The sequence below is a fragment of the Paenibacillus kobensis NBRC 15729 genome (assembly GCF_004000825.1).
Lineage (GTDB): Bacteria > Bacillota > Bacilli > Paenibacillales > Paenibacillaceae > Paenibacillus_T > Paenibacillus_T kobensis.
In genome coordinates, this window is sequence record NZ_BILZ01000006.1 from 63,191 (window position 1) to 81,678 (window position 18,488).

Annotated in this window: 19 protein-coding genes; 7 read left to right on the forward strand and 12 right to left on the reverse strand. The window is 46.2% G+C overall.

The genetic code is table 11. The features are described 5' to 3' along the window. Positions 1–32: 32 nt before the first annotated feature. The 6 genes from PKO01S_RS05960 to PKO01S_RS05985 form a co-directional block, all read right to left on the reverse strand. On the reverse strand, positions 33–893 hold the full coding sequence (locus PKO01S_RS05960) for a helix-turn-helix domain-containing protein (RefSeq protein ID WP_127530402.1): 861 nt from the start codon (positions 891–893) through the stop codon (positions 33–35). Positions 894–1,403: 510 nt separating this feature from the next. Next, positions 1,404–2,051 carry a hypothetical protein gene (locus PKO01S_RS05965; RefSeq protein WP_127530403.1) on the reverse strand — a complete coding sequence of 216 codons (648 nt, stop codon included), beginning with the start codon at positions 2,049–2,051 and terminating at the stop codon, positions 1,404–1,406. A gap of 388 nt (positions 2,052–2,439) precedes the next feature. Continuing rightward, positions 2,440–3,147, reverse strand: coding sequence for a DNA alkylation repair protein (locus tag PKO01S_RS05970; protein WP_127530404.1), 708 nt, complete (start codon positions 3,145–3,147; stop codon positions 2,440–2,442). A gap of 201 nt (positions 3,148–3,348) precedes the next feature. Then, a complete protein-coding gene (locus PKO01S_RS05975) occupies positions 3,349–4,224 on the reverse strand; it encodes a formylglycine-generating enzyme family protein (RefSeq protein ID WP_127530405.1) in 876 nt (291 codons plus the stop codon). A 155-nt stretch (positions 4,225–4,379) separates the two neighbouring features. Continuing rightward, complete coding sequence (locus PKO01S_RS05980) at positions 4,380–5,015, reverse strand: glycoside hydrolase family 11 protein (RefSeq protein ID WP_127530406.1); 636 nt, start codon at positions 5,013–5,015, stop codon at positions 4,380–4,382. Positions 5,016–5,391: 376 nt separating this feature from the next. Further along, on the reverse strand, positions 5,392–5,670 hold the full coding sequence (locus PKO01S_RS05985) for a histidine phosphatase family protein (RefSeq protein WP_127530407.1): 279 nt from the start codon (positions 5,668–5,670) through the stop codon (positions 5,392–5,394). Between the two features lie 151 nt (positions 5,671–5,821). Between PKO01S_RS05985 and gnd the strand changes: the two genes are divergently transcribed. The 4 genes from gnd to gntK all read left to right on the forward strand — a co-directional run bounded on the left by gnd (position 5,822) and on the right by gntK (position 10,600). Next, positions 5,822–6,721 carry a phosphogluconate dehydrogenase (NAD(+)-dependent, decarboxylating) gene (gene gnd, locus PKO01S_RS05990; RefSeq protein ID WP_127530514.1) on the forward strand — a complete coding sequence of 300 codons (900 nt, stop codon included), beginning with the start codon at positions 5,822–5,824 and terminating at the stop codon, positions 6,719–6,721. 108 nt (positions 6,722–6,829) lie between these two features. Then, positions 6,830–7,501: a GntR family transcriptional regulator gene (locus tag PKO01S_RS05995; protein WP_127530408.1), complete on the forward strand. Its 672-nt coding sequence runs from the start codon at positions 6,830–6,832 to the stop codon at positions 7,499–7,501. 161 nt (positions 7,502–7,662) lie between these two features. Continuing rightward, positions 7,663–9,024, forward strand: coding sequence for a GntP family permease (locus PKO01S_RS06000; RefSeq protein ID WP_127530409.1), 1,362 nt, complete (start codon positions 7,663–7,665; stop codon positions 9,022–9,024). Positions 9,025–9,055: 31 nt separating this feature from the next. After that, entirely contained in the window at positions 9,056–10,600 is a 1,545-nt protein-coding gene (gene gntK, locus PKO01S_RS06005) for a gluconokinase (RefSeq protein ID WP_174818551.1), read from the forward strand. 113 nt (positions 10,601–10,713) lie between these two features. Here the strand turns inward: gntK and PKO01S_RS06010 are convergent, their stop codons facing one another. Both PKO01S_RS06010 and PKO01S_RS06015 read right to left on the reverse strand, forming a co-directional pair. Continuing rightward, the gene (locus tag PKO01S_RS06010; RefSeq protein WP_127530410.1) at positions 10,714–11,160 is read right to left on the reverse strand and encodes a hypothetical protein; all 447 of its coding nucleotides are present in this window, start codon (positions 11,158–11,160) and stop codon (positions 10,714–10,716) included. 58 nt (positions 11,161–11,218) lie between these two features. Then, complete coding sequence (locus tag PKO01S_RS06015; RefSeq protein WP_246070454.1) at positions 11,219–12,019, reverse strand: phosphotransferase family protein; 801 nt, start codon at positions 12,017–12,019, stop codon at positions 11,219–11,221. Between the two features lie 117 nt (positions 12,020–12,136). Between PKO01S_RS06015 and PKO01S_RS06020 the strand changes: the two genes are divergently transcribed. After that, positions 12,137–13,000: an aminoglycoside phosphotransferase family protein gene (locus PKO01S_RS06020; protein ID WP_246070455.1), complete on the forward strand. Its 864-nt coding sequence runs from the start codon at positions 12,137–12,139 to the stop codon at positions 12,998–13,000. A 70-nt stretch (positions 13,001–13,070) separates the two neighbouring features. After that, positions 13,071–13,802, forward strand: coding sequence for an aminoglycoside 3'-phosphotransferase (locus PKO01S_RS06025; RefSeq protein WP_127530411.1), 732 nt, complete (start codon positions 13,071–13,073; stop codon positions 13,800–13,802). A 10-nt stretch (positions 13,803–13,812) separates the two neighbouring features. Here PKO01S_RS06025 and PKO01S_RS06030 read toward each other — a convergent pair whose 3' ends face one another. The 3 genes from PKO01S_RS06030 to PKO01S_RS06040 all read right to left on the reverse strand — a co-directional run bounded on the left by PKO01S_RS06030 (position 13,813) and on the right by PKO01S_RS06040 (position 16,364). Beyond that, positions 13,813–15,009, reverse strand: a complete 1,197-nt coding sequence (locus PKO01S_RS06030) for a winged helix-turn-helix domain-containing protein (RefSeq protein WP_127530412.1) — start codon at positions 15,007–15,009, stop codon at positions 13,813–13,815. 13 nt (positions 15,010–15,022) lie between these two features. Beyond that, on the reverse strand, positions 15,023–15,388 hold the full coding sequence (locus PKO01S_RS06035; RefSeq protein WP_127530413.1) for a RidA family protein: 366 nt from the start codon (positions 15,386–15,388) through the stop codon (positions 15,023–15,025). Positions 15,389–15,449: 61 nt separating this feature from the next. Continuing rightward, positions 15,450–16,364 (reverse strand): helix-turn-helix transcriptional regulator, encoded by a 915-nt coding sequence (locus PKO01S_RS06040; protein WP_127530414.1) that lies wholly within the window; start codon positions 16,362–16,364, stop codon positions 15,450–15,452. 338 nt (positions 16,365–16,702) lie between these two features. Here PKO01S_RS06040 and PKO01S_RS06045 point away from each other — a divergent pair, with 338 nt between their 5' ends. Continuing rightward, positions 16,703–17,224, forward strand: a complete 522-nt coding sequence (locus PKO01S_RS06045; RefSeq protein ID WP_164779504.1) for a GNAT family N-acetyltransferase — start codon at positions 16,703–16,705, stop codon at positions 17,222–17,224. A 136-nt stretch (positions 17,225–17,360) separates the two neighbouring features. On the opposite strand, the gene PKO01S_RS06050 is transcribed toward PKO01S_RS06045, so the two are convergent. After that, positions 17,361–18,323 (reverse strand): RluA family pseudouridine synthase, encoded by a 963-nt coding sequence (locus PKO01S_RS06050; protein ID WP_127530518.1) that lies wholly within the window; start codon positions 18,321–18,323, stop codon positions 17,361–17,363. Between the last annotated feature and the right edge of the window lie 165 nt (positions 18,324–18,488).

Here is an 18,488-nt window from a genome sequence, read left to right on the forward strand (position 1 = left end):
ACGGAAGATATCCGGTCACGACTTCTCGAAAATCACCTATTTCGACGGAACTGCGAAGGCGATGCTGCAAACCGTCTGGCAAAGAGACTGCTGAATGAGCTAACGCTTTGAAATCCAATTTCTATACAAATGTCCGTAATTGGCCTATCCGTTTGCAGCAGCAGCTTCTTCGCTTGCTGCAGTCTTCTCTCCGTAACATATTGATGAGGAGACATACCGAATAACTGCTTATAGCTTCTTAGAAAATGATTGGTGGATAAACATGCCGCCCGCGCCATATCGGATAATGAGATCGATTGATCGTAGTAGGCTGATATGTATTCATGACCCAGATGGAGTCTCTTATATAATTCTTCGCGAGTTGAAGCCCGGAGTGATTGCAATCTTAGCCTCTCTTGACCTGTCTCGCGATGCACCAGCAGGAGACCTTGTGCCAGTTCATGCAGCTTTTCATCCAGCCAGGACTGCTCGAGACTATTATGGACATGTTGAGACTTCATCTGAGCTAACGTACCGGCTAACCAATGATCACTATACGTTTTCTCTACAAAGTCAATATTCGTAGGCTTCACATCATTCGGATCATCCAATAGCTGCTCATTCGATGCTTTCATACTGCTATATACTTCATTCACCATCTTATCCGGGAAGAAGATACAAAACGATTCCACAGGAATATCCGATTCAATCGTTATTGCATACTCCTGACCGTGATTAAGAAGCAGGTAACTCCCTTCTTCTACCGCAAAATGACCTCGTCCGGCATGATAGTATGCTCGTCCGTTCCTAAATGTCTTAATGGATAAGGCTCCCTTGCCCTTCCAATAATAGCTGTCGCTCCTGTCGTGGAGTATCGACCTGTTCGTTCGTAGTGAATCGTTCTTTACCGCCACCTACTCACCACCATGTCTACACTTTAGATTCTATAGAACCGATCCAAGCCTCTCCAACCTTAACCGTAAACAAAGTCTCGTCACCATACGGCAGCTTTACAGGTCTGCACGAGTAAGACCGTCTTACAAGATTGTTGTAACGGTCCAACGTCTCTACCCCAATCGCGATAGCTTCATTTCACTCAAAATCGTAATCATCGGCGGCACTACTTTTATCGGACCGCAGGTCATCAAGCAGTTAAACCAATTAGATCAGTATCAAATTACTCTATTTCACCGGGGTTAGACCCGTTGTGAACTGCCTCCCCATGTGAAATAAGATACAAAAGCTCCCCCTGCGTATTAACCGATATCCTTAACAAGATTCTACCAAAGATCCGAATGACTGGTGCAATAAATATGGAACGGACAATTCATACTCGCCCCTCAAGCCAAAATGCCAGACCAATTAAGAGTGCAATTCAATCTGGAACCAACCCCGCTCCGCTCGTTGTGGACTGAGCAACAATTTTAACAAAAAGAACCTAAGGGATATACGAGTTGTATCTCCTTATCTTCTCCGAGGCCCTCACACAGCATATAATTATGATCCGCACCAGCAATGCACAAGATTCGCTTACCTGGGTGTCTCTTTATTGCGTTCTTAATTCGTTGAATCATGATCAAATGCCGGCATTCCCACCTGAATACATGAGCTTGCGGATTAAGCTGCTCTAACCATTCATACTTCAGTTTGGTCACTTGATCGAAAGCGATGGAATTGAACGGAATCGAGTTGGTATCCCCTGCTGCAAGCTGTTTCTCAAACCACCTGTCTAATTCATTCTCCAATTGTTCCTTCTGAGGCTCGGCATACTGGTTAAACGGGTCAAAGTCAGTCCAAACGTCAAGTTCAACCCAATCAATCGGTTCGAAGACAATCGATCGTTGTTCGCACAATGGGAAGATTAATTCCCAGTACTCACTCGCCGGCTCTCCCCAGTACCCGCGGTTGTTCGGGTCTTCAATAAATTTATCCCAACTGCTGGGGAGCACCTCACCACAAATGACATCTGGATTAAATTCAACAATTAGTTCCTCTATTAATTCCATCGTCAAGCCATATCGCTGCCTCAATTCTGGATCATGAAGCACCCCGAGTATTCCTATAGTCGTCAAGTAAGCACACTCCTTCTATCTCTATTATTCGCCACACTGACATCTAATCCTAATGCCGAGCTGTCTCCACAACGAAACAAATTTAACATACTTCTAATTAGATATCAATTAAATCACATACTATTTGACCTACCACTAAATGTCAAGTAAATTCTGGAATTCGTGTAATGGTAGGCGCTTGCCAGCCCCCATTCCGGACTTTCACCGTAGAGATGACGCCCATGCTGGGCGTACTATAAAAAAGCCTGCACATCAATGTGCAAGCTTTTTGAGTTCCATTTGAAGAAGGTCATAACTACTTCGGTCAATGGGACCATGACCCGGTTATCTTTATTCGCGTAGAAGTAACCCAAACAATAACACGCCGCAACAATGCGGCGTTTACCATCTAACATCTCACGTACTTCCGTTTGAACCCGAGCGCTCCTCTGTCTATCTGCTTCTGAATATTGTCCATCGCGTTGATGAACTTGCTTTTCTTAGTATCTTTATTAAGCTCTACCGGTCCTACCGCATTGGCGGTTTCGACTGCCTTATCGTGAAGCGGCGAGTAGGATACGGCTACTGTATATATAAAATTGTTCATCGCAGCCTTCGTCCGGTCAGGACTTTGATGAATCGTGTTCGCCGCTTGATCCAGCATACCTGCGATTTTGCTCTCTTCGAACTCGCTGTCCTTCCGACTGCCGAGAAGCCAGCAATAGCAGCTCCAGCCTGCTGACATTCGCAGCTCTTCTCCGCTGGCAATCCACCGGTCTGCGACTTCCTGCGCAATAGCGGTCTCTGCCAATGTTACCGCCACAACGTAATCGGACAGCATATAGAAATAAGCACCGTCAATCCAGCGCTCAAAATCATCGGCTGTCATCGCTTTCGGATCGGCGATAACGCCGGCAAAATACATCGCATCATAATTACCCGTAGCATACAGCTCTTCTGCCAGCGGTTGATTGATTTTGATCTTTTTGGCGATTGGCTTCATTTCGCCTGTTGCCACGCCATACAGCGGCTCTCGCGCGCCATTGGTACTATACATTTTCTTAAGGCGATCCTTGCCGAGCGATTCAAGTTCCTGCATCACCGTATCAAAATTCATTATCAGCCCATCCTTTCATAGCCGTTTATCGTAACAGCCAGTTCCTCTACATCCAAAATAGCTGAAATGAACAACTTTCTCAACCTATATAAGAATCGAGTGATTAGATCACTAAAATCCCCGCCATTCCTTTGCTTAAGCTCATGAAGCGAAGAGCTTAGTCGCAAATCGAATGACGGGGACCTCTAAGTGTGTATCCATTTATTTGTTGCGGCTTACGCGGAACCCTTGATCGGGTCCAAAGCCGTTCGCATCGAACTTGCCCCGGTAAGTAGACTCGTTGTTGACTACGTCGCCGATCCAACCGCCGCCTCTTACAATACGGAACAAGCCACTGGCGTAATTCTCATCTTGGAACCAATCCCAGACCCATTCCCGTACATTGCCGGACATATCGTATAGTCCCAGTTCGTTCGGTTTCTTGAGACCGACCTCTTTGGTTTGGGTGTGATTGTTCTCGATAGCTGGCCAATTCCAGTCTCCATCCAATGGTTTATCCCCTGCGTTCCTCCAACCCCAAGCCACATCATCTGCATTATCACTGCCGCTGTATTTAAAGCTCTTGCTGGACTGACCGCCGCCTGCAGCATATTCCCACTCCGCATCGTTCGGAAGGCGGTACCCGTTAGCCCCTTCATTGACGGTTACGGTCCATTTGACCGTATCGATCTCGCTCTTATTGGCCGGATCGGGTTTATCTATATCTACTTTGTAGTATGGCGTTAGACCCTCTTTGACACTTCTCTTATTGCAATACTCTATGACGTCATACCAGCTTACCATCTCGACCGGCAGCTTGCTGCCTTTGAACTGAGACGGGTTGCCTCCCATGACATCAATCCACTCTTGCTGTGTAACCTCGTATTTGCCGATATAAAAATCCGCTATCGTTACGTTTCTGTTAAAATAGTTGGACTTCGTGTTAACAAACGTCCCGCCTTGGACTAACACTAGATCATCTGTTGACGCTGTATTTTCTTGTTTCGCAGTCTCTGCTTTATTCTCGTTCTTCGGCTGCGAACAAGAGCTAACAATAAGAGACATCGCTATTAAACAGAAGATCCCAAGCTTTTTCATTAATATATCTCCTTTAGCGAACAGGATAGGAATAGGCATTGTTAGCCTAAGTTTATCCCCTAATCAGATACGCTGTAAACCCGCATTGAAATATATAAGGCCGCCGGTCGTGAGACCGGCAGGCCTTTAGTGATTTAAATGATGAGACCGTTATATTACCAAACCGTTACGTTGGAGTAGCCGCTCGATTGGTAACCTTCCGTTGCCAATACTTGGTACGACCAGCTGCTGCCCAAGTTCATGCCTTTGCTCTTCCAAGCGTTATAATGGTTTTGGAACGTAATCGCTACGTTGCTGCCCGTTGCGCGTTTCGACTGGCGAACGCTCCAGAACTGCGTGAACGTAGCCGTACCGTCGATCGAAGGTTGGTTAACACGTTGCGTCGTGTAGATATCGTACGTGCCGCCGTCGCTGGAAACCGAACCTTTGTACGTTCCCGTAGGACGGTAAGTGCCCCAGCTGTCTACTACATAATATTCAATGAGGGAGTTTCTCGTCCATCCGTAGAGCGTCAAATAACCGTTGCCGCTTGGCGAAAATGCGCCAGCATTGTAGTTGATCACGCGGGAAGCCGAACCCGTGTTCCAACCTTTACCTACGACGAAATTACCCGTATTAGACCAAGTTACACTATAATTGCCACCGGAACCATTAACAGCGTTTACAGAACCGCCGCCATCTGTCCAGTTCTGCCAGTAATCCGTTGCTGCGCTTGCCGTTGCTGCGAGCATACCAAAGCTCAGGGATGCTGCTACGAGTGCTGTTGCGATTGTCTTTTTGAATTTAAACATTACTTAATTCACCCTCCAAAGATTTTTATTTTTTTTGACACCGCTTACATACTACCTTTTCAAGCTTTACTTACGCAGTACATAATTCTATCTGTGCCGATACTTGATGTAAGTATTCCTGTGAATCGCCTCCTCTCGTTGTAAATTATAGTATGTAAGCGCATACGTAACAACTTAACAAATTATAGATTGAACCCTACTAATTTAAGTAAACTCTAGTAACTTAGCAGAAAATTGATAAGCAATTTCACAACGTTGGCATATCTTCCAGACAATTTCCATAGAAATCGACTCACCTGATATCCTCTGCTATTCTATCGTACAATGACGGCCTAATAAAAGAACCGCCCCTAATTGGACGGCCGGAACCGTTTATTCAAACGGCCCAAATGCGCTTTATACAAGGCTTATCCTCTGCGAAAGCAAGTAGAAATACATCTGGATTGGACATCGAGTCCCATTCAGCGAATCCGAAACGATCATCATAATGGTTAAGTAGAAGAGAGATTAGTCCGCCATGTGACACGATAATTATGTTGGCATGAGCGCTGCACAGCACTTCCTTGACTACCTGAATAGCACGATTCATAGCCGTATTAGTAGACTCCCCGCCTGGATAACACAAGTTCAGATCCTCATAGGTCAGACGGAGCATATTGTACCAGTCCGGATGGAAGCAAACCAATATGCTCTGTCATCTCATCTCTATCACTCGAGATTAGTATTTACAGAATCCATTGGAGCCAGTATGATGGAGTAACAACTTGTATACAAGTACACTAGTAGACTTCTTTGAGGTGAACATGATGAAACTAGGCATGATAGGTCTTGGCAAAATGGGTTACAATCTGGTGCAAAATATGCTGCAGCATCAGCATCAGGTCGTCGTATACGATGTGAACCCTGAGCCTGGCAAGAAATTAGCGGAACAAGGCGCTCAGTTTGCGGCATCGATTGAAGAACTCGTAACGAGTCTGCCCTCCCCTCGAATCATATGGATGATGGTACCTGCAGGCGAAATCGTCGATCACGTCATCGAGACACTCATCCCGATGCTGTCGCAAGGCGATATCGTCATCGATGGCGGCAATTCGCACTACAAACAATCCATTCGCCGCTCGGAGAAGCTGCAAGCTCACGGCATCCGCTTCTTTGATGCTGGTACATCCGGAGGAATGGATGGCGCGGCACATGGCGGCTGCTTCATGATTGGCGGAGATAAAGAAGCGTTCGCAATCATCGAGCCTATTTTCCAAGACATTGCGGTAGACAAAGGCTATCTGTACGCGGGCAAGTGCGGCAGCGGCCATTATCTCAAGATGATTCACAACGGCATTGAATACGGCATGATGCAATCGATCGCTGAAGGATTCGAGCTGTTGTCGAAGAGCGATTTTGAATACAACTATGAAGAAGTAGCCCGTGTATGGTCCAACGGTTCCGTTATTCGCGGTTGGCTGATGGAGCTTACAGAGAACGCTTTCTCGAAAGACCCTCAGTTGGACGGCATTCGCGGCGTGATGAAGAGCTCCGGCGAAGGCAAATGGACGGTCGAAACCGCACTGGATCTGGAAGTCAGCACTCCGGTCATTGCGCTATCGTTGCTGATGAGATACCGCTCCCTAGAGACCGATACGTTCCATGGCAAAGTCGTTGCAGCATTGCGCAATGAATTTGGCGGTCATGCTGTCGTTCGCAATAATTAGCAAACAACCGCTCTCCTCATAGTACCGATTGGCGAATTTATGTTAGAATCGATCATACATGTCGGTTTCATTATTCGAATTTGATCGTTATAGGAGAGTTGAGTCCATATGCATTATCCTTCCGCTTGGCTGCAAGGTGCTTCCTTGGGTGAGTCTATTGCTTCTGAATTAAGGCTGCAGATTATCAACGGGACCATTAAACAAGGTGAAAAGTTATCAGAGAACCGGATCGCAGCCGATTTCTCGACTAGCCGTTCTCCGGTTAGGGAAGCATTGAAAGCATTGTCCAATGAAGGGCTTATTCGTCTCGAACGGATGGGAGCTGTCGTTCTCGGGCTTAGCACTCAAGATCTTCAGGAGCTGTATGATGTCCGCTATTTGATCGAGAGCTTCGCCCAGCAACGGCTGGCTAGCGGAAACCACGAGTCTCTGCTCGCTAATTTGAAGCAGCTCATTGATAAAATGGAGTTAGCTGTGAAGTACAACGATTACGTTGAGTTTTCGCAGCTGGATTTTCGTTTTCATGAATCGATCATAGCGGAAGCCCAGCATACAAGAATTTTGCATCTGTGGAAGAGCATCCGACACATCGTGCTGACCGTCATGCTCATTACAACCGATGTCGTGTTCTCCGAAGGGGAGAAAGAACAACTTCGAGTGATCGAGAAGCACCGGGTCATTATCAAAGCACTGGAAACGAAAGATGTGAATGTGATTCAAAACGTTACACAAGAATACTTCGCGGATTCCAATATTACGCTTCATAGCAGTCTTTCATAATCAATCGGGGTACTGCTCTATAGAATGAAAGCGCTTGAACAAGCGTTTTATCTTTGTTGTCGACAAGTATACAGATAGTGAACTGCTTTCATTTGTTGAAAGCGTTCTATACTGGGAATGCTACAAAAGATAGGCATTCGAATTCACCAGGAGGTCACATCATGAGCACGATCTTTGGTTTCAGCCACAATGTTACGTTATTGATATGGGCGTTAGTGTCCATTGTTTTTCTTGTCCTGCTTATTGCGAAGTACAAATGGAATCCATTCGTCACCTTGTTGATCTCTTCTCTACTATTAGGGTTTCTTGCCGGCATGAAGCCTGATGATGTCATCAAATCAGTGACAGGCGGACTCGGCGGAACATTAGGCACGATAGCCATCGTAATCGGACTTGGTACAATGCTGGGCAAAATGATGGCCGAATCAGGCGGAGCCGAGCGGATCGCGACAACATTGGTCGACCGGTTCGGCGAGAAACGAGTTCATTGGGCGATGATGACCGTTGGCTTCATTGTCGGGATTCCCGTATTTTTCGAAGTCGGGGTTATCCTCCTCATTCCGATCGTGTTCATCGTCGCACGCAAAACAAAAATGTCTCTGCTGCAAATCGGTATTCCCGTTCTGGCGGGTCTGTCTACGGTACACGGACTTGTTCCTCCCCATCCGGCACCGATGATTGCAATCGACGCGTATCAAGCGGATCTTGGCACAACGATTCTGTATTCCATCATTGTCGGTCTGCCGACTGCTATCATTGCGGGACCGCTATTCGGTAAATTTATCGGCCGTCGAATTCAGGTGGAGCCGCCGGCTAACTTAGCGGAGCAATTCGCAACGAGGGAAAACAACAACCTTCCGGGCTTCGGCATAACACTGTTTACGATTCTGCTGCCTGTCCTGTTAATGCTGATTGGCTCCATCGCCAATATCGTCGATCCGGAAGCAACGAGCAGCTTCACCGTATTCTGCGAGTTTATTGGACATGAGATCATTGCGCTGTTGATCGCCGTTGTGTTCGCCTTCTTTTCTCTTGGTTTTGCAAGAGGATTCTCCAAGGAAGATGTGTCGCGGTTCACAAGCGAATGCTTGGCCCCTACAGCTACAATCATCTTGATCATCGGTGCAGGCGGAGCGTTCAAGCAAGTGCTGATTAACAGCGGCGTTGGCGGTGCGATTGCCGAAATTGCCACTCAGGCGAACATCAACATTATCCTCTTCGCCTGGTTCGTCGCTGCGCTAATTCGGGTCGCAACAGGCTCAGCAACGGTTGCGATGACGACGGCGGCTGGCATTATTGCGCCAGTGCTAGTGCAAAACCCGGATACGAATGTCGAGTTAGTCGTTCTTGCGACCGGTGCAGGTTCTCTTGTTCTGTCCCATGTCAACGACGCTGGGTTCTGGATGGTGAAGGAGTTCTTCAACATGTCTGTGCCGCAAACGTTAAAATCATGGACGGTCATGGAGACGCTGTTATCCGTTGTAGGTTTGATCTTGATCATGCTCCTTAGCACGGTGGTATAATGTAATTTAATCCCGAAAGAAGGTGTTTCCATTGAGTCAGCCTCACTATATGATTGGCGTTGATATCGGTACAACGAGTACGAAAGCGGTTATGTTCGAAGACAACGGGAAAGTTGTAACGAAGGCGGACGAAGGATATCCCCTATTCACACCTTCTTCGTCCGTCGCGGAGCAAGATCCTGACCAAATATTCCACGCCGTTGTTCATACGCTGAAGCAGGTGATGGAGCAGAGCGGCGCAAATCCGGATCAAGTGCTATTCATCTCCTTCAGCTCGGCCATGCACAGCGTGATTGTTGTTGATGCTGACGGCAAACCGCTTACACGCTGCATCACGTGGGGAGATAACCGAAGCGCGGCTTGGGCAGAACGGTTAAAGAATGAAATGAACGGGCATGAAATTTACCGGAGGACGGGAACGCCCATCCATCCCATGTCCCCCCTGCCCAAGCTCATGTGGCTTCGCCATGATCAACCGGAATTATTCCATAAAGCATACAAGTTTATATCGATCAAAGAATACGTATTCGCTAAGCTATTCGGCGAGTATGTCATCGATCATTCCATCGCTTCCGCGACAGGCATGATGAATCTGGAGAAGCTGGATTGGGACGAAGAAGCATTAAGTCTCGCCGGGGTATCGAGAGACCGATTGTCCAAGCTTGTTCCTACGACTTATACGTTAACCGGAATGTCTGCTGCATTCGCAGAAGAAATCGGATTAAACACCACGACGCCATTTGTTATAGGAGCCAGCGACGGGGTACTGTCCAATCTTGGCGTTAACGCCATACAACCAGGCGTTGTCGCAGCGACAATTGGGACAAGCGGTGCCATTCGCACCGTCGTTGACAAACCGGTAACCGATCCGAAAGGCAGAACGTTCTGTTATGCATTGACCGAGAAGCACTGGGTTATCGGCGGGGCTGTCAACAATGGCGGCATGCTGCTGCGTTGGGCAAGAGATGAATTCGCTGCATCTGAAGTCGAGACGGCTAAGCGATTAGGCATCGACCCGTATGATCTCATCATGCAAATCGTCCAGAACGTCAATCCGGGTTCGGACGGCTTGCTCTTCCACCCTTATCTGACCGGAGAGCGTGCGCCATTATGGAACTCGAACGCCCGCGGATCATTCTTCGGACTCAATATGCACCATCGCAAGGAGCATATGATTCGTGCAGTTCTCGAAGGGGTTATTTTTAATCTGTACACGGTATTGCTCGCCATGGAGGAGCAGATTGGACGTCCGACCAAGATCCACGCAACGGGAGGCTTCGCCCGCGCGCCGCTATGGCGTCAGATGATGTCCGATGTTTTCGGTCAGGAAGTCGTCATTCCGGAAAGCTTCGAGAGCTCGTGTCTAGGCGCGGTTGTCCTCGGCCTTCTCGCCATCGGCAAAGCCGATAGTCTCGATATCGTTGCAGACATGGTCGGCTCCACCCATCAGCATCAACCGATCAGGGAGCATGCCGATGTCTATCATCAGCTGCTGCCGATCTATATTCAACTGGCTCGCAAGCTCGAAACGGAGTACGAAGCGATTGCGAAGTTTCAGCAGCAGATTGTGAGGTAACAATGAATGAGAAAAGCAGTCCATCCTGGCGGGATGGACTGCTTTTTTATTTTTAGAAAGTCGTACTTTGGGATAATTACTTTTAGATTCACTTCATCTGATCGTACTGGTACTTAATAATAAGCTTCTACTTTCAACATCGAGCATCCTAACAAATATTCAAGGTTTGCTATGGTTTCTTTAGTAATATCTCTTTTAGGGTTCATTATTTCGATTGAGAACCGAGCAAAACCTGCGTTACCTTTATAAATCAGTTCACTTAATAACGAAGGTGAATTACAGCAATATGTAATTATATCCAACTTCTGAAATGACGTTTCAGAAGCCTTGTCCATTGCGGCCCCCCACCAACCCAAATCAAGGATATTTGAACAGATTGGGCAACTTACACTTTCAAAATTTCTTCCTTGGTCGATAAATCGCACTTCATCCGTCATTATGTAATTTGCTTTCTCAAAAGCTAAGCTTAGAGCAAACCACTCTTTTACTTTCTCTAAATTCATGTCAGTTGGCACATATTCAGGTTCATTGGGTATTAACTTGATGATCCAATCGGACATAGTGAATCCCTCCGTCTCGACCATTCTTTAGCCTATATAAGTGAAACGTCAACTTTCATCAGAAGAACGCATACAGACCATCTTCGAAATACTCGTACTCTTCATCGGTAATAATCTTGTCACCGTAACCATCGTAGAAAGCTCGATAGTCTTCCGCCGATTGAAATATATTGGGCTTCGGTCTAACCGCTAACGAGATATCATAACGAGGGTCCCCATAGGCACCCCCGCTCCAATCAATAAAACCTGATATTGCGCCTTCGTGCACTAAAACATTATCAATGGTGCAATCGCCATGTATCAGTGTTTGTTGCATCTCATTCGGCTTCTTATTTCTTAATTTGTTAAGCAATTCCGGAGTTCCATCCACCTTATAATGCTTCACATTATGCTCCGCTTGATTAAGCATATGGTCGAGCCATAATTCTCCGCTCATCAATTCGGCTGGACAAGGCGTAGAATGGAGTTCTCTTAGACTTCTTCCATAATTGAGAAAAACGTTGTACCTAATTGCTGGATCGTTCTCATCGGTCAGTATTTTACGTATAGATTCCCCTTGCAAATATTCCATGAGCAGCCAAGCCTGGATTCCTCCATCTTCCTCTTCATGCTCACTATAATGATAGACTTGTGGGACTCGCAGGCTGGTTCGAGACACATAGGTCAGAATGGAACGTTCTTTTCTCAACCATTCACTATATTGGCGGCCCTTCGTCCGCTTGAGTACATAAAGACCTGTGTCGCATGCAATGATCCCGACATCAGAGGTATGCCCTTGCCGCGGGAACGTAGTCTTACGTATTGCACCTAACTCATTCATGATTTCGAACGGGATCTCGTGTTGATAAAACGGCTCCAAATTATAGCCCCCTGCTTGTTACAGATGAATTGATTATAGCCAAACTTTACCTATCGTTCAAAGCACTTGAACCAGTATTGTTAAGGATAGACAAACACATCTCGGGAGGAACTAGCCTTGGTACTAAGTAATAATGTGAATGACATCATAACGTACCTGCAAGAAGCAGGAGTGATCGAACCCCATACTAAAATTATGAATAAAATGAACGGGACAACGGACGGACTCGTCTATACGCTGACCGTCAACGAAGAACCGAAATATGTATTGAAGCTCGATAACCCAGTAAATATAGGCTTGGCGGAGCAATTCCACCTTACCTACCGAAATAGCACGTTATTGCCGAGGCTCCACTACACCGATCCCGCTAGGTCATTCAATCTGTATGCTTATAGTAAGGGTACAACCCATTATAATCGCGGTTCCAAAATTCATTGGCTGACCCTTTTAGTTAAGCAGTTATTGAATCATTACGATAGATACGATCAAACGAATACATGGGGACGAATCATATTGCCGCGTCAATCTTGGCGTGAGTTTAATGAGATCAGTGTGGAAAGCGCTCGATCTAAGATAGGAAATGTATTGCCATCTGAGGATTATTATAAAGTAAAAGCTCTTATTGCACGTATTTCTGAAGTCAGCGACAACAACAAATTCCTATTGCACGGGGATACAGGCGTCCATAATTTCATGTTTCATGAATCTGTACTCCATGCAGTCATCGATCCCTCCCTAATGGTCGGGCCGGTTATTTATGATTTCACTTATGCTTTCTGCTCCTCTCCCGATGATTTGAATCTCGAAACGTTATTGGCCGCTTTCGGTTTACTCCAACAGGTGACAATGGACCAATCGAGACTTATCGAGGAAGTTATCGTTCAGCTTTATTGCCGTATTGGAATCTGCGTTCAAGTCCATCCGCATGATTTGGAAGGCTATTTGAAGGGGTGGGAGTATTGGAAAGCTCTCTTGACCTAGTCCTATAGCGTGATTACGTTTATCATAGATATCATAGACAAAACGAACTTTCGTCAGGAGGTAAGATCGCTTGAAACGTACGGAAGTTGCCTTTGATGTTGAGACTGTCCCCTCATCCATTAGGCCATATATCAAAGGGGCAGCCGTTTACGATAGCAGTTGTTCTGAAGATGCGAAGACCCTTTATATTTCGGGATCAGAACGAGCATTCTTGAAAATAAGCAGCAAAGGTTCCCTTGAACGCGAATACCGTATGACTAACTTTCTGCATCGACATCTTGTCGCACCGAGGGCTATAGCATACGAATCCGATTCAGACTATGATTATTTGCTAACCGAATCGGTAACGGGTGAAGATGGAACGGCTGAAGAGCACATTGCGAATCCGAATAAATTGGCAAGCGTGTTCGGTGAAAATTTAAGAAGACTCCACTCCCTTCCTGTCGAAGGCTGTCCATACAGCAAAAGAACAGTTGAATTGGTGGATGAGGCCCGCACTAATGGGTTTGATCTTCAAATGTTGAATGAATTCAACTATTCTGCCAACGACAATGTGGTTATCCATGGCGACTACTGCTTGCCTAATATCATCATGGACGATTTCTCGTTCAAAGGGTTTATTGATTTAGGATCCGGCGGGATCGGCGACCGGCACTACGATCTTTATTGGGGAATATGGACTCTCCAATATAACTTGAAGACGGACCGCTATCGTCAAGTATTCTTAGATGCTTATGGCCGAAGTGATATTGACGAAGAAGGACTGAATTATTTTACAATCCTTAATCAATTAACGGATTAGTGGGATAAGGTCAATCCGACGAGGCTAGAAATGAAATCGACTCACATCCGTTAAATTTCGCAAACTTATTGAAACAATCGTCCAAGGCTGTCCGCACGCTCTTCGTTTGCTTCACACCGTTCTCATACCAAATATTTTTAACGACAAGCGTTCTGTCTTTTCGCTCTGCGATGACCTCAACACGTCCGATGAAGTCTTCTCCGTATAACAGAGGCAGTACATAATGCCCGAACTTCCGCTTGATAACGGGCGTATAAATCTCCCACGTGTAATCGAAACCAAATATCGCATGGATAAGCTTCCTGTCCCACATCATATTGTCCAGCGGGGCGATTAACTCGCAGCGAGACTCCAGATTAGGGTTGTTCAGGACGGTTTCAATAAGCGGCAAGTCCTCTGTGCGGCAATACAAGGTATCCTTTATTTGTTCAACGGCAACCGCTAAAATTTTATTCTCGTTCAACAACTGGCGGAATACTTCGTTACGCTCGTCCGTTTTCAATCCCCATATGTTCAGCCATGCATCGGATGCGCGATTCCACAGCAAGCCAATTGCGCCAACCCGGCGTAATACCCGCCATTTTTGATGATCAAGCTCGCTAGGCAGCGGCTCTGGCGCATTCAACATGCGGTCAGGTATATACTTATCGGCGATGTCGTAGTATTTGCGCGTTCCTTTCTTGTGATGAATAATCAATTCGCCTGTCGAGTACATCTGTTCCAGTACCGAACGAGAAGTATTATTGCCGCCGCTCCAGTGAATGGCCGATCGCCAAGTGAAATCCTTTTCCAATTTATAATCATTCGAACACAGCGCACCCTGATTCTGGATATGAGACCGAACTTCCTCTGTCAGAGCTTGCATTTCAGGGTAGTGTTCGGCATGTTCCCGGGCGGCCTGTCTGTATCTCTCAAAATACGGCCAGTCCTCAACAAGGATAATGGCCAGGTTCTTATCAGGATAGTCGACTAGACGTCGATCTTGATACAGCAGTTCGTCGAGCATTTCCTTTGTAAAACCTTTAATTCTCGACTGCAGCACCAGCTCAGCATTTTTACCGCACACATCGATTGGATCGAATTGGATGCAGCCAGCCTGCCGAACAAAATCCAATATGCCCTGCTTCCCTTCAAACTTATAATGACCTAGTAGACCGTGCTTCAACAACATAAATTGCCGTGCTTGGCGGTTCGTTAATTTGATCATTCGCGCACCTGCCCTATTGTTTATAGGCTATCGCATCGATTTGGACCTGCAATCCATTCATTCCGCCAGCATGGGCAAACTCCGTAGAGATGGTTTTCCTTGCCGGATACCCCTGAATAAATCGTCTTGCAAACACCTTTTCCATGAACGAAATGTTCCAAACATCTTTGAGCAAAACATCGATTTTGACAACAGCCTCCAACGTCAGTCCGATGGTATGTAACCGCCGCTCCATATCGTCAATGGCTCCATCTACTTGTTCTTCAAAAGCAGCGCCGATATTGCCCGCACAAAAACTTAAAAAAACGAATTCTCCCGCTTCCACAATACCCGAATAAACATATTCCTCGTTAATGTCGCTTCTTATGATTCCGCTCATTATTCATGCACCCCCGTTATTTGTACCATCATTATATCGGGGTAACTACGACAACTGTCTGTCATAGTTTATCGTATAGAGAGACCATGGATTTGGCAGATTCGAGCACACGAATACGCAACTTTTCCGGCGTCAATATCTCCACGCTATCGCCAAGAGCTAACATCGTACCATACCAGAAATGTTCATTCTCCACAACGTTCAGCGTCATTAGAACGTCACCGTTATCCAACTCCTCCGTAATCGTGCCGCGCAAGTATTCGATAGCCCGTGCCTTTGCCTCCGCTTTGCAGCGGATCGTCACGTTCATATAGATGCGAGTATCCGTTTCGTCGGCGGCGCGGAGTATCGCTTCGGCGCTTTCATGCTCTCTCGTAAAAGTGATATCTGTCGGCAGAAGATCGTTCATACGAACAAGTTTATATGTGCGATAGTCATTCTTGACCGTGGAATATGCTAGCAGATACCACGCGTACCACCGATAAAGCACGGCTATAGGCTCGACCGTATGCGTTAGCGTCATCGCATTTGCGTTCGTATAAGTAAACTGGACCGCACGCTTGGAATGCACCGCGGATTGGAGCAACTGCAGCATCTTCTCGTCACCCTCACGCACGACCGAGAAGTCAAGGATCATGGTACTGTCTCCCGCTTTGGATACGGAGGCTAGCTTGTCGAGCGTTGCATTTACCTTCGGATCATTCGTAGCTGTAGCAAGTCCTTGAAGCGCGGTCAGGATATGCGAATAATCCTCTTGAGTTGCCGCATGCTGCCGCATCCCAAAGGTATCCATGATTTCGTATCCCCCGGCTGCACCTGTCAAAGCAACGACTGGTATTCCTGCACGGCACAGAGAATCAATGTCACGTTGGATCGTTCGGGATGATACTTCGAAGCGCCTTGCAAGTTCGCTGGCGGAAGCCTTGCCATGATTCAGAAGATAGACGGTGATGGCATATAGACGATCTATTTTCATAGGTTATAATTCCTTGGACGGAGAATGTAAGCTAGTGCTATTTTTCAAGTACGCAATGGACAGGATAAATTATACCTCTCAAACTAGTATAACGAGCTCTGTAATAATGTGGAATATATGATTTCAAAAACGAGCTTCATCAACTGCGGTTAAATCACACTTTGCCGTGATCTCACCATATCTCAGCCCTTCTGTACGGAAAACTTCCACCTACAATCTGGCAGGATTGTTCAATATTCTCTCGAATATATTCTAACTTGGAGTAATTATGATCTTCGTGAATATCAAGTAATATGAAATCGTTGCAAGTATTTAACAATATTTTCGGGAGTGATTCAATGGTTTTGGAGTTAGAACAAATTTCAACAGAGAGATTGCCTGCTCTTAAAAATCTATTTGAACTTGTGGCATACGACTTATCTGAATTTGGCGGAACGGATGTTAATGAGAATGGACTTTATGTCACCAACCTTAACCTCAAGGATTGGCATGAGGATCCGAATTATCGTCTTTATTTCATAACGGTAAGTGGAAACCTAGCAGGATTTGTAATCATTAAATACTTAGTTGAAAAAGATACTTATTATTTGAATCATTTTTTTGTACTCCGAAAATATAGAAAACAGAATATTGGTAAGCAGGCTGCTATAAAGGCATTCGATCTGTTTGCAGGGAATTGGCGTGTAAGTGAATTTGACTGGAATATGCCCGCACAGCTATTTTGGAGAAAGGTTATCTCCTCTTACACCGACGAGAATTTTACGGAGAGAAGAAGAGCGGATGATAAAGGGCCCATGCAAGAATTTACAACCTGTACTTATGACGAAAATAGTAGCTCAAAAAAGCCTGTGGTGTATTAGACCACAGGCTTCAGTTTTTTTATGCGGCGCCTATCTATATCGGGCGCTTGAGTACAGTTATTAAATTTTCGTTGTTCTTCCTATATGCGGCCTGATCATAGTTCCGAATCGGGGGAAAAGGATAACCCCGTCAGCTTTACTTTGATTCAGTAGACGTTTGTCGGAAAGGATTAAGAAACGACTTGGGGATGTCCGTTTCGAAACGCAAGAGCTCGCCTTTTGTTGGATGTTTAAAAGCTAACACTCTCGCGTGAAGTCCCAGTCGATTAATGGCCTTTGACCTCGAACCATATTTTTTATCGCCGACAATGGGATGCCCGATATCTTGCATATGGACGCGAATTTGATTTTTACGCCCCGTTTCGAGACGGACCTCCAATAAGGTAAAGCTGCTATTGGATTGAATGGTTTTGTAATGTGTCACAGCGTGCTGACCGTCATTAGGGTAATGACTGGAATACATTTTAAGCGTGCTGCTTTCTTTCAACCAAGACGAAATCGTACCTTCCGTTTTTTTGACCTTTCCTTCAACCAAGGCAACGTATGTACGTTCCTCTACCGTGTCTTGCCAGGAATTCTGAAGCAATTGCTGTACCCTCTCGCTCTTGGCGAACATCATGACACCGGAAGTATCCCGATCCAGACGATGAACGACAAAAATGCGGTTCCCGGGATCCTGAATACGAACATGAGCCATTAGCTGCCGGTAGGCTGTCGTTTCGTTTTCTTGGCCGGAAGAGATCGACAGTAACCCCGCATTCTTCTGAATGACGATGATATCCTCATCCTCATGCAGGATGGTTAGCCCGATGAGCTGTGGTTCTTCAACCACTTTATCCTTACGAATGGTCACCGTCTGTCCAGGCTCAAGCGGACAATTGTATGCCGTCACGACCCGGTCGTTGACCAATACTTGTCCGCGTGCCAGTATGGCTTTAACGGTGTTACGTCCGAGGTTGGACTGCTTATTCAATAAAAAAGGCAGCAGCTCCGTCGGTTCTTTAACGGTATATTGGCTGATATTGGGACGGTTAGTTCTAGAGTCGTTCGGCGTCTTCGCGCCGGGACGTCCTTTCTTCGCAGGAGCCGACTTCGCCATACGGTCGCCTCTATGGGTTGACCATTCGGCTTGAGCGGCTGCAATCTGAGCATGTCCGTTCCGTCTGTTCGCTTTCAGATTGTCTCGCCGGTCCGATGCACCGCCCGAGCGTCTTTGTCCATCTGCTCTATTAGAACCACTAACGTCTCGTTGATTGCTGCGATT

Coding starts and splice junctions, on each gene's coding strand:
- PKO01S_RS05970 (WP_127530404.1), bottom strand. CDS start 3,147: ATGAATTTTGATACGGTGATGCAGGAACTTGAATCGCTCGGCAAGGAT.
- PKO01S_RS05975 (WP_127530405.1), bottom strand. CDS start 4,224: ATGAAAAAGCTTGGGATCTTCTGTTTAATAGCGATGTCTCTTATTGTT.
- PKO01S_RS05980 (WP_127530406.1), bottom strand. CDS start 5,015: ATGTTTAAATTCAAAAAGACAATCGCAACAGCACTCGTAGCAGCATCC.
- PKO01S_RS05985 (WP_127530407.1), bottom strand. CDS start 5,670: ATGCTCCGTCTGACCTATGAGGATCTGAACTTGTGTTATCCAGGCGGG.
- gnd (WP_127530514.1), top strand. CDS start 5,822: ATGAAACTAGGCATGATAGGTCTTGGCAAAATGGGTTACAATCTGGTG.
- PKO01S_RS05995 (WP_127530408.1), top strand. CDS start 6,830: ATGCATTATCCTTCCGCTTGGCTGCAAGGTGCTTCCTTGGGTGAGTCT.
- PKO01S_RS06000 (WP_127530409.1), top strand. CDS start 7,663: ATGAGCACGATCTTTGGTTTCAGCCACAATGTTACGTTATTGATATGG.
- PKO01S_RS06010 (WP_127530410.1), bottom strand. CDS start 11,160: ATGTCCGATTGGATCATCAAGTTAATACCCAATGAACCTGAATATGTG.
- PKO01S_RS06030 (WP_127530412.1), bottom strand. CDS start 15,009: ATGATCAAATTAACGAACCGCCAAGCACGGCAATTTATGTTGTTGAAG.
- PKO01S_RS06035 (WP_127530413.1), bottom strand. CDS start 15,388: ATGAGCGGAATCATAAGAAGCGACATTAACGAGGAATATGTTTATTCG.
- PKO01S_RS06040 (WP_127530414.1), bottom strand. CDS start 16,364: ATGAAAATAGATCGTCTATATGCCATCACCGTCTATCTTCTGAATCAT.
- PKO01S_RS06045 (WP_164779504.1), top strand. CDS start 16,703: ATGGTTTTGGAGTTAGAACAAATTTCAACAGAGAGATTGCCTGCTCTT.
- PKO01S_RS06050 (WP_127530518.1), bottom strand. CDS start 18,323: ATGGCGAAGTCGGCTCCTGCGAAGAAAGGACGTCCCGGCGCGAAGACG.